The sequence below is a fragment of the Streptomyces clavuligerus genome, assembly GCF_005519465.1.
Taxonomy (GTDB): domain Bacteria; phylum Actinomycetota; class Actinomycetes; order Streptomycetales; family Streptomycetaceae; genus Streptomyces; species Streptomyces clavuligerus.
Genome location: NZ_CP027858.1, coordinates 5,351,764 through 5,367,292, shown reverse-complemented (window position 1 = coordinate 5,367,292; position 15,529 = coordinate 5,351,764). Strand labels below are relative to the sequence as shown.

The window sequence follows — 15,529 nt, the reverse complement described above, 5'->3', positions numbered from 1 at the left end:
TCAGCGCCCGCGCAGGGTGCGGTACGCGGCGGTGAGCGCGGCCGTGGAGCTGTCCAGGCCCTCGGTGCCCGTGCCCCCGGTGAGCACCGGCTCGATCCGCCTGGCCAGGACCTTGCCCAGCTCGACGCCCCACTGGTCGAAGGAGTCGATGTTCCAGACCGCGCCCTGGACGAAGACCTTGTGCTCGTAGAGGGCGATGAGCTGGCCGAGCACCGAGGGCGTCAGCTCGTCGGCGAGGATCGTGGTGGTGGGGTGGTCGCCCCGGAAGGTCTTGTGCGGGACCAGCTCCTCCGGCACGCCCTCGGCGCGTACCTCGTCGGCGGTCCTGCCGAAGGCCAGCGCCTGCGTCTGGGCGAAGAAGTTGGCCATCAGCAGATCGTGCTGCCCGGCCAGCCGGGGCGGCAGCTCCGGCAGCGGGCGGGCGAAGCCGATGAAGTCGGCGGGGATGACCTTGGTGCCCTGGTGGATCAACTGGTAGTACGCGTGCTGCCCGTTGGTGCCGGGCGTGCCCCACACCACCGGACCGGTCTGCCAGGAGACCGGCTCCCCGTCCCGGGTCACGGACTTGCCGTTCGACTCCATGTCGAGCTGCTGGAGATAGGCGGTGAACCGGCTCAGATAGTGCGAGTACGGCAACACCGCGTGCGACTGCGCGTCGAAGAACCCGCCGTACCAGACGCCCAGCAGGCCCAGCAGCAGCGGTGCGTTGGCCTCGGGGGGCGCGGTGCGGAAGTGCTCGTCGACGAGGTGGAACCCGTTCAGCAGCTCCCGGAAGTGCTCCGGTCCGATCGCGATCATCAACGAGAGACCGATGGCGGAGTCGAACGAGTAGCGCCCGCCGACCCAGTCCCAGAACTCGAACATGTTCGCCGTGTCGATGCCGAACGCGGCGACCTTCTCCGCGTTGGTCGACAGCGCCACGAAGTGCCGGGCGACGGCGTCCTGACCCGCGTTCAACCCGTCGAGCAGCCACTCCCGCGCGGAGGTCGCGTTGGTGACGGTCTCGATGGTGGTGAAGGTCTTGGAGGCGACGATGAACAGCGTCTCCGCCGGGTCCAGCCCGTGCAGCGCCTCGTACAGGTCGGCGCCGTCCACATTGGAGACGAAGCGGAAGGTCAGCTCGCGGTCCGTGAAGGGGCGCAGCGCCTCGTACGCCATCGCCGGACCGAGGTCGGAGCCGCCGATGCCGATGTTGACGACGTTCCGGATCGGCCTGCCGGTGTGTCCGGTCCACTCGCCGGTGCGGATCTTCTCGGCGAAGGCGTCCATGCGGTCGAGGACCCGGTGCACCCCGGGAACCACGTTCTCGCCGTCGACCTCGATCACGGCGCCCCGGGGGGCCCGGAGGGCGACATGGAGGACGGCGCGGTCCTCGGTGGTGTTGATCTTCTCGCCGCGGAACATGGCGTCCCGCAGCCCGGCCACGCCGGTCGCCGCCGCCAGCTCGCGCAGCAGGCCCAGGGTCTCGCCGGTGACCAGGTTCTTCGAGTAGTCGATCCACAGATCGCCGACGCGCAGGCCGTAGCCGCTCCCGCGGTCCGGGTCGGCGGCGAACAGCTCACGCAGGGTGGTCCCGCGCAGCCGCTCGCGGTGGTCGCCCAGGGCGGTCCACTCCGGCAACCGGTCGAGCCTGGTTCGGCCGCTTGTGTTCACTCGGACATCAGCTCACTTCTTGTCGTCACTGCCCTGCCGTCCCGTCGTTCCCAACCTAATTGATCAGGATGGCCCCTACGGGGAGGGGAGGGCGGCGTCGGCCAGGAGCGAAGCGGGGAACAGATCCGGAAGCCCGCGGAACGCGATCCGGCCGGACACCAGGGTGCCCGGCCGGATCGTCCGTTCTAGATCTCGCCCCGCAGTTTGGCGAGCGCCTCGGCGAGAATCGCCTCACCGTCGGCGTCGCTGCGCCGCTCCCGCACATACGCGAGATGCGTCTTGTACGGCTCGGTACGCGGCGGGTCCGGCGGATTGTCCCGGTCCTGTCCGGCCGGGAATCCGCAGCGCGGGCAGTCCCAGGTGTCCGGGACCTGTGCATCGCTGGCGAAGCTCGGCTGTGTCTCGTGCCCGTTGGAGCACCAGAAGGAGATGCGCAGACGTGGCGCGGACTCGCCGCGCTCGGCCTCGCCCATCGGCCCCGCCCCGACCCGGCTTCCCCGGATCGCGTTGCCACTTGCCACGGTCGTAACTCCCTGCGTGATGGTGCTGTACGGCGTATCACAGCGGCTGCGCCGCGGTGCCCCAGTCTACGTAAGGCCCAACGCTCGTCCAGGGATTGGAGTTACCTGCCCGCCCCGGACAGGAAGCCTGTGGGTGACGTGGGTGGCTCAGTCCAGCTTCATGATCAGGCCAAGAACGACAATGCAGGCGAACCAGAGGACACCGACCACGACGGTGATCCGGTCGAGGTTGCGCTCGGCGACCGAGGAGCCGCCGACGGACGACTGCATACCGCCGCCGAACATGTCGGAGAGGCCGCCGCCCTTCCCCTTGTGCATCAGCACCAGCAGCATCAGCAGCAGGCTGAAGACGATCAGGGCGATCGAGAACCCCATAACCACGGCTGGACCCTACTTCCTGGCAAATCTCTCGGAACATCTACGGACTGCGGGGGCCGGGTGGTGACACCACCCCGGCCCCCGCAAGGGTACGACGGATCAGCCCTACCGCATACTCACTGGTCGCGGAAGCGGACGATCTTGACGAACTCGTCGGTGTCCAGCGAGGCACCGCCGACCAGGGCGCCGTCCACATCGGGCTGGGACATGATCGCGGCGACATTCCCGGACTTGACCGAGCCGCCGTACTGGATGCGGACCTTGTCGGCCACGTCCTGCGAGTACAGCTCGGCGAGCCGGGCGCGGATCGCCCCGCAGACCTCCTGGGCGTCCTCGGGGGTGGCGACCTCGCCGGTGCCGATCGCCCAGACCGGCTCGTACGCGATCACCACGGTCTCGGCCTGCTCGGCCGGGACGTCCTTCAGACCGCCGTCGAGCTGGCTGAGGGTGTGCGGCACCTGCTCGCCCGCCTTGCGGACGTCCAGGCCCTCCCCGATGCAGAGGATCGGGGTGACACCGTGCCGGAAGGCCGCCTTCACCTTGGCGTTGCACAGCTCGTCGGTCTCGCCGTGGTACTGGCGGCGCTCGGAGTGGCCGACGGCCACGTAGGCGCACTTCAGCTTGGCGAGCATCGACCCGGAGATCTCCCCGGTGTACGCGCCGGAGTCCTGCGCGGAGAGGTCCTGGGCGCCGTACTTCAGCTTGTACTTGTCGCCCTCGACCAGGGTCTGGACGGACCGCAGATCGGTGAAGGGGACGAGCACGGCGACCTCGACGGCCGCGTAGTCCTTGTCGGTGAGGGCGAAGGCGATCTTCTGGGCGTGGGCGATGGCCTCAAGGTGGTTGAGGTTCATCTTCCAGTTGCCCGCCATCAGCGGGGTGCGAGTGGTCATGGAATGTCAGTCCTCCAGTGCGGCGAGCCCGGGAAGCGTCTTGCCTTCGAGGTATTCGAGGCTGGCGCCGCCGCCGGTCGAGATATGGCCGAATGCGTTCTCGTCGAAGCCCAGGATGCGCACCGCGGCGGCGGAGTCCCCGCCGCCCACGACGGTGAAGGCCGGGGAGTCGACGAGCGCCTGGGCCACGGCCTTGGTGCCCTCGGCGAAGTCGGGGTGCTCGAAGACGCCCATCGGACCGTTCCAGAAGACGGTGGCCGAGTCGGCGATCTTCGAGGCGAAGAGCTTGCGGCTCTCGGGGCCGATGTCCAGGCCCTCCTGGTCGGCCGGGATGGCGTCCGCAGAGACGGTGGTGGGGTGCGCCGGGGCCTTGGTCCTGAGGTCCGGGAAGGCGGGCGAGACCAGGACGTCGACCGGCAGGACCAGCTCCACGCCCCGCTCCCGGGCCCGCTCCAGATAGCCCTGGACCGTCGGGACCTGCTCCTCCTGGAGCAGCGAGATACCGACCTCGTGGCCCTGGGCCTTGAGGAAGGTGTAGGCCATGCCGCCGCCGATGAGGATGCGGTCGGCCTTCTCCAGCAGATGGTCGATCACCCCGAGCTTGTCGGAGACCTTGGCCCCGCCGAGCACGACGGTGTACGGGCGGCGCACGTCATCGGTGAGCTGCTTGAGGACGCCGACCTCGGTGGCGATCAGCTCCCCGGCCGCGTGCGGCAGCCGGGCGGGCAGGTCGTAGACGGAGGCGTGCTTGCGGTGCACGGCCCCGAAGCCGTCGCCGACATAGAGGTCGGCGAGGGAGGCGAGCCGGTCGGCGAAGGCGCCGCGCTCGGCGTCGTCCTTGCTGGTCTCGCCCGGGTTGAAGCGCAGGTTCTCCACCACGGCGACCTGGCCGTCCGCGAGGGAGGCGACCACGGCGCGGGCCGAGTCGCCGACGGTGTCGGTGGCGAAGGCGACATCCGTCCCCAGCAGTTCGCCCAGCCGCCGCGCGGCGGGGGCGAGCGAGAAGGCCGGGTCCGGGGCGCCCTGGGGACGGCCCAGATGGGAGGCGACGATCACGCGCGCGCCCGCGGCCGCGAGCCTGGCCACGGTCGGCGCGACGGCGCGGATGCGGCCGTCGTCGGTGATGGTGGTGCCGTCGAGCGGCACATTGAGGTCGGCGCGGACGAATACGCGCTTGCCCGCGACCCCAGCGGCAAGAAGCTGGTCGATCGTCTTCATGGACGGGACTCCTCGGAGGGCTGAGCCGAAATACGCGCGAGGGGGCCCGGGGGGCGCTGCGGTGCGCCACCCGGGCCCCGTCGCTCACTTCACTGAGCTGATCAGAACCGTACTGTGTTGATAGGTGCTGGTCAGAGCCGTGTCCCTCAGAGCTGCTCGCCGACGAAGACCGTGAGGTCGACGAGGCGGTTGGAGTAGCCCCACTCGTTGTCGTACCAGCCGAGGATCTTCACCGAGTTGCCCTCCTGGACCATGGTCAGGGAGGAGTCGAAGGTGCAGGAGGCCGGGTCGCCGACGATGTCCGAGGAGACGATCGGGTCCTCGGTGTAGCTCAGGATGCCCTGGAGCTCGCCCTCGGCGGCCTTCTTGAACGCGGCGTTGACCTCGTCCTTGGTGACCTCGCGGCTCAGCTCGACGACCAGGTCGGTCGCGGAGCCGGTGGGGACCGGGACGCGCATGGCGATGCCGTCCAGCTTGCCCTTGAGCTGCGGGAGGACCAGCGCGGTGGCCTTGGCGGCACCCGTGGTGGTCGGGATGATGTTCTCCGCGGCGGCGCGGGCGCGGCGCAGGTCCGAGTGCGGGAAGTCCAGGATGCGCTGGTCGTTGGTGTAGGCGTGGACCGTCGTCATCAGACCGCGGACGATGCCGAAGTTCTCGTCGAGCACCTTCGCCATCGGCGCCACACAGTTGGTGGTGCAGGAGGCGTTGGAGATGACGTGGTGCTGCGCCGGGTCGTAGGTGTCCTGGTTGACACCCATCACCAGGGTGATGTCCTCGTCCTTGGCCGGAGCCGAGATCAGGACCTTCTTGGCGCCGCCGGCGAGGTGCTTCTCGGCGTCGGCCTTCTTGGTGAAGATGCCCGTCGACTCGATCACGATGTCGACGCCCAGCTCGCCCCACGGGATGTCGGCGGGGTTGCGCTCGGAGAGCACCTTGATCGTGTGGCCGTCGACGGTGATGGTGTCGGCGGTGTGGGTGACCTCGGCCTTGAGGCGTCCCAGAATGGTGTCGTACTTCAGCAGGTGAGCCGTGGTCGCGGTGTCACCCAGGTCGTTGACAGCCACGATCTCGATGTCTGCACCCTGCTCCAGCAGCGCGCGGAAGTAGTTACGACCGATGCGGCCAAAGCCGTTGATGCCTACGCGGATCGTCACGAACCGATCTCCTCGTTGGTACGCCGGGTGATCAAAACCTCCCGGCGAGTTGTATTGGGATGTCCCCGACCGCTTACGACCCTACCTCCCTGAAGGGCCCGAAGTGACATCGGAGGGCCCGTACGTGGCGATGGCGGCCCCTAACCCTCGACAGAGGGCAAGGACCGCCAATCACCTGGGCTGGGGCCCCTTCGGATGAGCGGTTTCGAGGGGCTCGGAGTCAGCGTTTGAGCGCCCCCAGCGCCCGTCCGAGCACCCTTGCGCGAGCCCCCTCATCGGTCAGGTGTTCGAGACCGAAGCCCAACAGGACAGTGTCACGCGTAGTAACCGCTCCAGCGGTCGGGAACAGCTCCTGGCTGCGCGTCCACCACCCCTGCGGAGCGGGGCTGCCGGCCGGCGACTCCGTCGCCGACCACGCGCCGAGCGAGGTCTCGAACCCCTCGGCGGCGGCGGTGCCGCCCCGAGTCACCAGCCGGGTGTCGTCGAGGAAGACGCCATGGCCGCCCGTGACCGAGTCGGTGACATACGCGACGGAGATCTCGACCCGCTTGCCCGCCCAGGCGCTCAGATCGAACGAGGTCGCCCGCCAGCCGTTGGTCGAGCCCGTGATCGAGTTCCAGGAGCCGCTGGTGCCGGTCGGGGCGCAGCCGCTGCCCGAGACCGTCAGATAGCGCTGGAGGAAGGGGTGCTCCCGGGCGAAGAACCCGGCCTCGCACTCCTCGGGCACCGCCGTACCGGTGGCGCCGTTCCGGTCGGGCAGGGTGGTCCAGTCGTCCCCGCCCACGGTGTGCGCCTCGATCAGCGCGTGGTCGTACCCGTTCTCGGTCTCGGCGCTGAGCCGCAGATCGAGCCGGGGCGCGTCCGCCGCGGTGACACCGGTCAGGTCGAACTGCCGCGACAGCCGCTGCCAGGAGGAGCCGCGGTGCCGGGCCGCCGCGTACCACTGGCCCTCGTACGGGGTGAAGGGCAGCCGCACCCCCGGGTAGTCGCCCGCCGCCGCGCCGCGGAACCGGGGGAACAGGGCGGGCGGCAGGGTGTGCGAGGTGACGGTGTACACCCCGGCGGCGTCCAGCGGGTTGCCCGGCGCGTCGCCGAGGGGCCCCGAGGCTCCCGCGAGCCCGCCCGCGCCCCGGAAGGACGTGACCCCGGTGAGCGGGATACGGCTGGAGGCCCCCTGGTAGTACTGGGCGAAGTCGTCGCTCACCCCGTTGCCGAGGCTGACGCCGCCGCCCGCGCGCTCACCGGCGTTGACGAGCCTGCCGCCCTCGTTGAGATAGGCGCGCACGGCCCGGGTGGTGGGCCAGGACGGCGTCACGGCGCCGGTGTACCAGACGACGGAACGGAAGTGGCCGAGCACCCCGAGCGGATGCGGAACGCCCTGGGTGGCGACGTCCCAGACCGCGCCGGACCGCTGGTTCGCGGCGAGGGCGCGGGTGTACACGGACGGGTGGCGCGCCGGGGCGGTGCCGCCCTCCTCCGCGAGCACCAGGGTGGCCGCACGGGGCCGGGGCGCGACCCGGTAGGTGAAGGAGTCACTGGTGACGGCCGTGCCCCGGGCGGTCTTCCCGGTGAACCACACCCGCACCGAGGCCCCGGTACGGGCGCCCTTCACCGGGGCGCGGTACTCGTCGAGGACGAGGTTGTCCTCGCCGCCGAAGGTCTCGCCGCCCCGCCAGGCGGTCAGCGGGGCGCTGTGCGTCCGTCCCCCGTCGACGCGGTACCTGACCCGCTTGTCCCGCAGGGACTTCCGGGCGACGACGGAGACCGGCTGGTCGGCGCCCGCGGCGTAGGAGACCGTGAACGGGTCGGGGGTGAAGGGGGCCGCGCTCGCGCCCACCGGGGAGGAGACCCGGTCCCGGTCCTTCGCCGTCTCGGCGACGGCGAGGGCGAACGGGATGTTCTTCTCGAACTCCTGCCGGATCAGCTTCTCGTCGTCCGGGAAGGTGAAGACGGAGGCGCAGTCGGCCGGTTCCCACGCGTCGTCCGGGTCCACCCGGGAGGCGCCGGCGCAGGTGGACATCTCCGGGGTGAACGTCACCGTGCCGTTGACGTTGGCCGCGTGGCCGTCGGTCTCGCCGTTGGTGGTGTACAGATCGGAGGCGATCTGCGGGCGGTAGCCGGGGATCGCCGGTTTCGCGGGGGTGCCCGCGAGTGCCCGGTGCAGTACGTCGTCGGGGGACGGGGTGCCGACCTGCCAGCCCACGCCGTAGAGGATCAGACTGGCGGCGGAGTGGTAGTTGACGCCCATCTCGAAGCCGATCCGCTTCATGAAGGCGTCCATGGCCCTGGTCTCGGGCTCGGACGAGGGGCGGGGGCCGCGGTAGGTCTCCTCACCCGGGTCGGGGGACGAGCCCTCGTTGTCGTAGGCCCACTTGTAGGAGAAGTTGCGGTTGAGGTCGACCCCGTCGGTGGGCTCGATCACGCCGTCGCCGTCGTGGTCGCGCAGATTCTTGCGCCACTGGCGCTCCACGGGGCCCCGGAAGGTGTGGTCGTATCCGTCCGGGTTGGCGGAGAGGACGAACCACAGCTCGGTGGTGTCGACGATCCGGGTGATGCGGGGGTCCTTGCCGTACCCGTTCAGATAGTGGTGCATCAGCCGCCGGGTCATCTCCGGGGTGATCCACTCACGGGCGTGCTGGTTGGACAGGTAGAGCGTGGCGGGCCTGGCCCCGTCCCGGGTGCTCCGGGCGCCCTTGCTGACCTTGAGGGCGAGGATGTCCTGGCCCTTGACCGTGCGGCCGATACTGACCGCCTTGGTGAGCGCGGGATGGGCCCGCGCGGTGTCCAGGATCTCCTGCCCGAGCCCCCGGGCCCCGCCGTAGGGACGGAAGACGCCATCGCCCGCGGCCTCGACCCGGTCGCGCGCCGCGGCCGAGAGGCGGTGCTCCGTGACGGTGACGCCCTGCTCGCGCAGCTCACCCGCCTGGCGGTCGGTGAGATGCAGCTCCACGGTCGCCGAGCCCCGCTCCGGCACCCGTGAGCCGAGTTCGTGCCCGTCCGCGCCCGCTGCGATGACCAGCGGGACCTGCGCCCTGGACACCTGCGCGTGCCATACCGACAGGCCCCCGCCGCCGTCGTGGCCCGGCTGCTCGGCCCGGGCCGTGGGAGCCACCGCGAGTGCGGTGGTCACCAGGGAAACCGCGGCGAGAATCGCTCCCGCTCTGCGTTTCATGTACCCCCCTGCGTCTGTCGGCGCCGACGCCCGCCGACGCCCGCTGTGTCCGCCGGGACAGTGGACAGACGCCAGACTCATCAGCGCCCCCGGCCGCGTCAAGAACAAACGCGGCCTCATCGGGGAGTCCGATGGCGGGAGTCCGCCGGGCGGCGGAGCACCCGGCGGAGGGCGGCCCGGGGGACCTGGGGGCGGGGGCCGTCCGGGCGGGGCGGGGGCGTGCCCCGGCGGAGCGGGACGGACAGGAAGGGCGGGACGGACGGGCGGGGCGTGCCCCGGCCGGGCGGGGGTCGTCCGGGCGGGGGCGCCGTCGTCGGCGCGGGGGCGGGGCTCAGGGCTCAGACGGCGAGGCCGTCGGCCATCTCCTCCGTGAGGTTGGACTCGGTGCCCGGGATGCCCAGATCCTGTGCCCGCTTGTCCGCCATGGCGAGCAGCCGCCGGATACGGCCCGCGACGGCGTCCTTCGTCAGCGGCGGATCGGCCAGCGCGCCCAGCTCCTCCAGCGACGCCTGCTTGTGCTCCATCCGCAGCCGCCCCGCAGCCGCCAGATGCTCCGGCACCTCCTCGCCGAGGATCTCCAGCGCCCGCTGCACCCGGGCCCCGGCGGCCACCGCCGCCCGTGCGGACCGGCGCAGATTCGCGTCGTCGAAGTTGGCCAGCCGGTTCGCCGTGGCCCGGACCTCGCGCCGCATCCGGCGCTCCTCCCAGGCCAGCACCGACTCATGGGCCCCGAGCCGGGTCAGCAGCGCGCCGATGGCGTCGCCGTCGCGCACCACGACCCGGTCCACCCCGCGGACCTCCCGTGCCTTGGCCGCGATGGAGAGTCTGCGGGCCGCGCCCACCAGGGCGAGCGCCGCCTCGGGGCCGGGGCAGGTGACCTCCAGGGAGGAGGAGCGGCCCGGCTCGGTCAGCGAGCCGTGGGCGAGGAAGGCGCCGCGCCAGGCGGCCTCCGCGTCACAGGTGGCCCCGGAGACGACCTGCGGGGGCAGCCCCCGGATCGGGCGGCCCCTGCCGTCGACCAGACCGGTCTGCCGGGCGAGCTGGTCACCGCCCGCGACCACGCGGACCACATAGCGCGAGCCCCGGCGCAGCCCGCCGGGCGCCATGACCATCAGCTCGGACGTATGGCCGAAGATCTCCAGGATGTCCCGCTTCAGCCGCCGGGCGGCGATGCCGGTGTCCAGCTCCGCCTCGATCACGATCCGACCGCTCACCAGGTGCAGTCCGCCCGCGAACCGCAGGATCGCCGAGACCTCCGCCTTCCTGCAGCAGGTCCGGGTGACGGGAAGCCGGGAGATCTCATCCTTCACCGCTGCCGTCATCGCCATGGGCCGATCCTTCCATGCATCCGAAAAATACGGTCGTACGCGGCGGCCAACAGCTCCGGATCATGCTTGGCGGCGCTGTCGGGCGAGGCCACGGGGGCCAGCTCGACCGCCGCGCCCAGGTGTCGTGCGGCGTCGGCGAGGCAGTCGCGGTCGGGCACGGCAGCCTCGTCGGCGAGCACCACGTCCAGGGCGAGTTTAGGCGCGTGTCGTCCCAAAACCTCCACATGACGCTGCGGGGAAAAACCTTCTGTCTCACCGGGCTGCGGCGCGAGATTCAGCGAGAGCACCCGCCGGGCCTTGGTCTTCACCAGTGCGTCCAGCAGTTCGGGCACCAGCAGATGCGGCATGACCGAGGAGAACCAGGAGCCGGGCCCGAGAACCACCCAGTCGGCGTCAAGCACCGCGGCGACCGCCTCCGGCACCGCCGGAGGGTCGTTCGGCACCAGATGGACCGACTGCACCTCGCCGGGAGTCAGGGCCACGGTCGCCTGCCCCCGGACGGTGTCCACGTCGTCGGGGCGGGCCGGGTCGTGCCCCCGGACCAGCGCCTGGAGCTCCAGCGGCACCGCCGACATCGGCAGCACCCGGCCCTGGGCGCCGAGCAGCCTGCCCACCAGGTCCAGGGCCTGGACATGGTCGCCGAGCTGCTCCCACAGGGCCACGATCAGCAGATTGCCGACGGCGTGCTCATGCAGCTCGCCGTGGGACTGGAAGCGGTGCTGGATCACCCGCGCCCAGGTCTGGCCCCAGTCGTCGTCCCCGCAGAGCGCGGCGAGCGCCTTGCGCAGATCGCCGGGGGGCAGTACGCCCAGTTCCTTGCGGAGACGGCCGCTGGAGCCGCCGTCGTCGGCGACGGTGACGACGGCGGTGAGGTCACCGGTGATCCGGCGGAGCGCCGCCAGGGAGGCGGAGAGCCCCCGGCCGCCGCCGAGGGCGACCACCTTGGGCTGGGCACCGCCCCGGCGGCTCAGCGGGGTCAGCGCGGACCTGCGCAGACGGCGCAGCCGCAGGGAGCGAGTCGTCACTCGCGCCCCATGTCCCGGTGGACGACGACGGTCTCGACGCCCGCCGACGCCAGCCGTGCGGCCAGCCGCTCGGAGGTGGCCACGGAGCGGTGCTTGCCGCCGGTGCAGCCGACGGCGATGGTCACATACCGCTTGCCCTCGCGCCGGTAACCGGCGGCGATCAACTGGAGCAGCTCCGTATAGCGGTCCAGGAACTCCTTGGCCCCGGGCTGGTTGAAGACATAGTTCGCCACCTCTTCGTTCAGCCCGCTGAACGGGCGCAGCTCCGGCACCCAGTGGGGGTTGGGGAGAAAGCGCATGTCGACGACGAGGTCGGCGTCGACGGGCAGTCCGTACTTGAAGCCGAAGGACATCACCGTGGCCCGCAGCTCGGGCTCCTCCTCCCCCGCGAACTGCGCGTCCATCTTGGCCCGCAGCTCGTGGACGTTGAGGCTGGAGGTGTCGATGACCAGGTCGGCGTCGCCGCGCAGCTCCCGCAGCAGATCGCGCTCGGCGGCGATGCCGTCGACGATCCGCCCGTCGCCCTGGAGCGGATGCGGGCGGCGGACCGACTCGAACCGCCGCACCAGGGCGTCGTCGGAGGACTCCAGGAAGACGATCCGGCGGGTGACCTGCTTGGCGTCGAGGTCGGCCAGCGACTCGCGGAGATTGTCGAAGAACCGGCGTCCGCGGACGTCCACGACCACGGCGATCCGGGCGACGTTCCCCTGCGAGCGGGCGCCCAGCTCCACCATGGTGGGGATCAGCGCGGGCGGCAGGTTGTCGACCACGAACCAGCCGAGGTCCTCAAGACATTTGGCGGCCGTGCTGCGGCCCGCGCCGGACATGCCGGAGATGATCACCAGCTCGGGGATGGCCGACTCCGCGGCTCCGCCGGGCTCGGTGGTGCTGCCCGTACTCATGTCTGCTGCTCCGTCTGTGTCGAACTCGTTCATGTGCTGCCCCCGTCGTTCTCTTCCATGATCTCTCCTGTCGCGGTGTTCACGGCAGGAGCGGCCGGTGCCGCCCGGGCCAGGGCCGCCGCCACGGACTCCGCGGTCTTGCGGCCCATCCCCGGTACCTCGCAGATCTGCTCGATTGTGGCCTGCCGCAGGCGCTTCACCGAGCCGAAATGCTTGATGAGGGCCTGTTTGCGGACCGTGCCGAGGCCGGGGACGTCATCGAGGGGGCTGGTCCGGATGCGGTGGGTCCGCTTGGAGCGCTGATAGCGGATGGCGAAGTCATGGGCCGTGTCGCGGACCCGCTGGAGGAGGTACAGGCCCTCGCTGGCGCGCGGCAGGACCACCGGGTCGCTCTCGCCGGGCAGCCAGACCTCCTCCAGCCGCTTGGCCAGCCCGCACACGGCGACATCGTCGATGCCCAGCTCGTCGAGGGCGCGCCGGGCGGCGGCCACCTGGGGCGCCCCGCCGTCGACCACGACGAGCTGGGGCGGGTAGGCGAAGCGCCGGGGCCTGCCGTCGTCGGCCGCGCCGGGGCCCGGAAGCCCGGCTTCCAGGTCTGCGGGGAGCCCGGGGGCTCCCGGGTGACCGGCCTCCGCCGTCCCGGGGCGGCCGGGGGCCCCGGCGCCGCCGCGGCTCCCGGGGCTCCCCTGGCTCTCGGCGCTGCCCGCGCTGCCGGGGCCGCCCGTGCTGTCAGGGCCGCCGGGGCTGTCGGTGCCGCCGGGGCAGCCCGCGCTGTCAGGGCCGCCGGGGGTGTCGGGGCTGTCGGCGCCGATCCACTCCCCCGTCCGGTCCTTCTCCGCGAGATAGCGGCGGAACCGGCGGCCGACCACCTCGTGCATGGAGCGGACGTCGTCCTGCCCCGGGAAACCCTTGATCTGGAAGCGGCGGTACTCACTCTTGCGCGGCAGCCCGTCCTCGAAGACCACCATCGACGCCACCACGTCCTCGCCCTGGAGGTGGGAGATGTCGAAGCACTCGATCCGCAGCGGCGCCGAGTCCAGCCCCAGCGCCTCGGCGATCTCCTCCAGCGCCCGGGAGCGCGTGGTGAGATCGCTGGCCCGCTTGGTCTTGTGCAGGGCCAGCGCCTGCTGGGCATTGCGCTGCACGGTCTCCATCAGCGCCTTCTTGTCCCCGCGCCGGGGCACCCGCAGCGAGACCTGTGCGCCCCGCCGCCCGCTCAGCCACTCGCCGACCGCGCCGCTGTCCTCGGGCAGGGCCGGGACCAGGACCTCCTTGGGGACGGCGTCGCCGCTCTCCTCCCCGTACAACTGCTGGAGGGCGTGCTCGACCAGCCCGGAGAGATCGACGGCCTCGACCTTGTCGGTGACCCAGCCCCGCTGGCCGCGCACCCGGCCGCCCCGGACGTGGAAGATCTGGACGGCCGCCTCCAGCTCGTCCTCGGCGACGGCGATCAGATCGGCGTCGGTGGCGTCGGCGAGCACGACGGCGCTCTTCTCCAGGGCGCGCCGCAGGGCCGTGATGTCGTCGCGGAGCCGGGCCGCCCGCTCGTACTCCAGTTCCTCGGCGGCCTCCGCCATCCGCTGTTCGAGCCGGCGGATGTAGGCGCCGGTGCGGCCCGCCATGAAGTCGCAGAACTCCTCGGCGAGTTCGCGGTGCTCCTCGGGGGTGACCCGGCCGACGCAGGGGGCCGAGCACTTGCCGATGTAGCCGAGGAGGCAGGGGCGGCCCTTGGCCCGGTGGTTCTTGAACACCCCGGCGGAGCAGGTGCGCACCGGGAAGACCCGGAGCATCAGATCGACGGTCTCCCGGATCGCCCAGGCGTGCCCGTAGGGGCCGAAGTAGCGCACGCCCTTGCGTTTGGCCCCGCGCATCACCTGGACCCGGGGGAACTCCTCGTTCAGCGTCACCGCGAGATAGGGATAGCTCTTGTCGTCCCGGTACTTGACGTTGAACCGGGGGTCGTACTCCTTGATCCAGGAGTATTCGAGCTGAAGCGCCTCGACCTCGGTGGCGACGACCGTCCACTCGACCGAGGCGGCCGAGGTGACCATGGTGGCGGTGCGCGGGTGCATACCGGCCAGGTCCTGGAAGTAGTTCGCCAGGCGCTGGCGCAGGCTCTTGGCCTTCCCGACGTAGATCACCCGGCGGTGCTCGTCACGGAACCGGTAGACCCCCGGGGAGTCGGGGATCTCTCCCGGCCTGGGACGGTAGCTGGAGGGGTCTGCCATGTCGTCCACCCTACTGGCGGGGACTGACACTCCGGTCGCCGCCGCCCCCGCCCCGGGCCGGACGCCCGCCCTCCGCCGAGTGGCGGAAGACGGGCGTCCGGTGTGCTGCCGCAGACGCCCCGCTGCGGGGCCCGCGCTGTGGGGGCAGTACGGCTCAGGCGCGGCGGCGCAACCGGGTCACCAGGAGTCCGCCCAGGGCCAGGGCGAGGACGGCCCCGGTGCCGGAGGCGACGGACGCCGCCGTCAGCGCGCCGGGGTCGCGGCCCTCGCCGGACGCCGTGCTTCCGGCGGCTGCGGGGACGGCGGCGGCCGGGGCACCGGCACCCGGGGCGGGAGCACCCGCGACCGGGCCGCCGACGGCCGGAGCCGGGGCGCCGTCCGTGCCGTAACCGCCCGCGACACCCTTCTTCGCGTACGCCGAACCGGGCAGCTTGTCGCCGTAGGCGGCCCGTACCCGGTCCCGGTACGCGTCGAGGCCGGTGCCCCGGGCGCCGATGGCGCGGGTCGCGTCCTCGTCGAGGGGGAGCACCTTCGTCCCCCTGGTCACATACCAGCCGTCGATCTGCGGCTCGCGGAAGACCGTGCCGCCCGGCAGTCTGCGCTCGCCGAGCCGGGCGTAGCGGAACTCGTCGTCACCGGTGGCTATGTTGACCACCTGCCAGGCACCGGCCTGCCGCGCGGTCCACACCGACGCCCGCTGTCCGTCGGACGCCACCGCCGGGGTCGCGACGACCTCGGTACGGGCCACGGGCGCGCCCGCCTTCCCGGCGACGAAATCCGGGCTGAGGACATGGACCGGCACGCTCTTCCCCTCGGTGCGGGGCGCGGCGGCCGACCGGGCCGACTTGCCGTCGCGGGCGAAGAAGCGGGCGAGCGTGTCCCGGGTCGCGGGCGCCGTGGCCGCGTCCCGCGCCGCCGCCAGTTCGGCCGCCGACGGGGCGGGCACGGTCGCGGGGGCGGCCGGGGGCGCGGTGTCCGCGACGGCGGTACCGGCGCCGAGCGCTCCGGCCGCGAGGCAGAGAGCGGCGACGCAGGCCATGGAGTTCCGCTTCATCGC

At 71.9% G+C, this 15,529-nt stretch carries 12 protein-coding genes; all 12 read right to left on the bottom strand.

Annotated elements, in window-relative coordinates; genetic code table 11:
* The 12 genes from pgi to CRV15_RS22525 all read right to left on the bottom strand — a co-directional run bounded on the left by pgi (position 1) and on the right by CRV15_RS22525 (position 15,526).
* Positions 1-1,653 carry a glucose-6-phosphate isomerase gene (pgi, locus tag CRV15_RS22585; RefSeq protein ID WP_003960063.1) on the bottom strand — a complete coding sequence of 551 codons (1,653 nt, stop codon included), beginning with the start codon at positions 1,651-1,653 and terminating at the stop codon, positions 1-3.
* 185 nt (positions 1,654-1,838) lie between these two features.
* Complete coding sequence (locus tag CRV15_RS22580) at positions 1,839-2,174, bottom strand: RNA polymerase-binding protein RbpA (RefSeq protein WP_003957010.1); 336 nt, start codon at positions 2,172-2,174, stop codon at positions 1,839-1,841.
* Positions 2,175-2,321: 147 nt separating this feature from the next.
* Positions 2,322-2,549: a preprotein translocase subunit SecG gene (gene secG / locus CRV15_RS22575; protein WP_003960065.1), complete on the bottom strand. Its 228-nt coding sequence runs from the start codon at positions 2,547-2,549 to the stop codon at positions 2,322-2,324.
* A 119-nt stretch (positions 2,550-2,668) separates the two neighbouring features.
* Positions 2,669-3,445, bottom strand: coding sequence for a triose-phosphate isomerase (gene tpiA / locus CRV15_RS22570; RefSeq protein ID WP_003957008.1), 777 nt, complete (start codon positions 3,443-3,445; stop codon positions 2,669-2,671).
* A gap of 6 nt (positions 3,446-3,451) precedes the next feature.
* The gene (locus CRV15_RS22565; RefSeq protein ID WP_003957007.1) at positions 3,452-4,663 is read right to left on the bottom strand and encodes a phosphoglycerate kinase; all 1,212 of its coding nucleotides are present in this window, start codon (positions 4,661-4,663) and stop codon (positions 3,452-3,454) included.
* Positions 4,664-4,809: 146 nt separating this feature from the next.
* Positions 4,810-5,817, bottom strand: a complete 1,008-nt coding sequence (gene gap / locus CRV15_RS22560; RefSeq protein WP_003957006.1) for a type I glyceraldehyde-3-phosphate dehydrogenase — start codon at positions 5,815-5,817, stop codon at positions 4,810-4,812.
* A 220-nt stretch (positions 5,818-6,037) separates the two neighbouring features.
* Complete coding sequence (locus CRV15_RS22555; RefSeq protein WP_029182880.1) at positions 6,038-8,989, bottom strand: M14 family metallopeptidase; 2,952 nt, start codon at positions 8,987-8,989, stop codon at positions 6,038-6,040.
* Between the two features lie 338 nt (positions 8,990-9,327).
* A complete protein-coding gene (whiA, locus tag CRV15_RS22545) occupies positions 9,328-10,317 on the bottom strand; it encodes a DNA-binding protein WhiA (protein WP_009995792.1) in 990 nt (329 codons plus the stop codon).
* Entirely contained in the window at positions 10,308-11,342 is a 1,035-nt protein-coding gene (locus CRV15_RS22540) for a gluconeogenesis factor YvcK family protein (RefSeq protein WP_003960069.1), read from the bottom strand. Before CRV15_RS22540 ends, whiA begins: the two co-directional genes overlap by 10 nt.
* Positions 11,339-12,277, bottom strand: a complete 939-nt coding sequence (rapZ, locus tag CRV15_RS22535; RefSeq protein ID WP_003960070.1) for an RNase adapter RapZ — start codon at positions 12,275-12,277, stop codon at positions 11,339-11,341. Before rapZ ends, CRV15_RS22540 begins: the two co-directional genes overlap by 4 nt.
* Entirely contained in the window at positions 12,274-14,472 is a 2,199-nt protein-coding gene (uvrC, locus tag CRV15_RS22530; RefSeq protein WP_009995797.1) for an excinuclease ABC subunit UvrC, read from the bottom strand. Before uvrC ends, rapZ begins: the two co-directional genes overlap by 4 nt.
* Positions 14,473-14,626: 154 nt before the next feature.
* Positions 14,627-15,526, bottom strand: a complete 900-nt coding sequence (locus CRV15_RS22525; RefSeq protein ID WP_003960072.1) for a hypothetical protein — start codon at positions 15,524-15,526, stop codon at positions 14,627-14,629.
* Positions 15,527-15,529: the final 3 nt, after the last annotated feature.

Excerpts from the sequence above, each read along its gene's own strand:
- tpiA (WP_003957008.1), bottom strand. The coding sequence starts at position 3,445 with ATGACCACTCGCACCCCGCTGATGGCGGGCAACTGGAAGATGAACCTC.
- secG (WP_003960065.1), bottom strand. The coding sequence starts at position 2,549 with ATGGGGTTCTCGATCGCCCTGATCGTCTTCAGCCTGCTGCTGATGCTG.
- CRV15_RS22525 (WP_003960072.1), bottom strand. The coding sequence starts at position 15,526 with ATGAAGCGGAACTCCATGGCCTGCGTCGCCGCTCTCTGCCTCGCGGCC.
- uvrC (WP_009995797.1), bottom strand. The coding sequence starts at position 14,472 with ATGGCAGACCCCTCCAGCTACCGTCCCAGGCCGGGAGAGATCCCCGAC.
- CRV15_RS22565 (WP_003957007.1), bottom strand. The coding sequence starts at position 4,663 with ATGAAGACGATCGACCAGCTTCTTGCCGCTGGGGTCGCGGGCAAGCGC.
- rapZ (WP_003960070.1), bottom strand. The coding sequence starts at position 12,277 with ATGAACGAGTTCGACACAGACGGAGCAGCAGACATGAGTACGGGCAGC.
- CRV15_RS22555 (WP_029182880.1), bottom strand. The coding sequence starts at position 8,989 with ATGAAACGCAGAGCGGGAGCGATTCTCGCCGCGGTTTCCCTGGTGACC.
- whiA (WP_009995792.1), bottom strand. The coding sequence starts at position 10,317 with ATGGCGATGACGGCAGCGGTGAAGGATGAGATCTCCCGGCTTCCCGTC.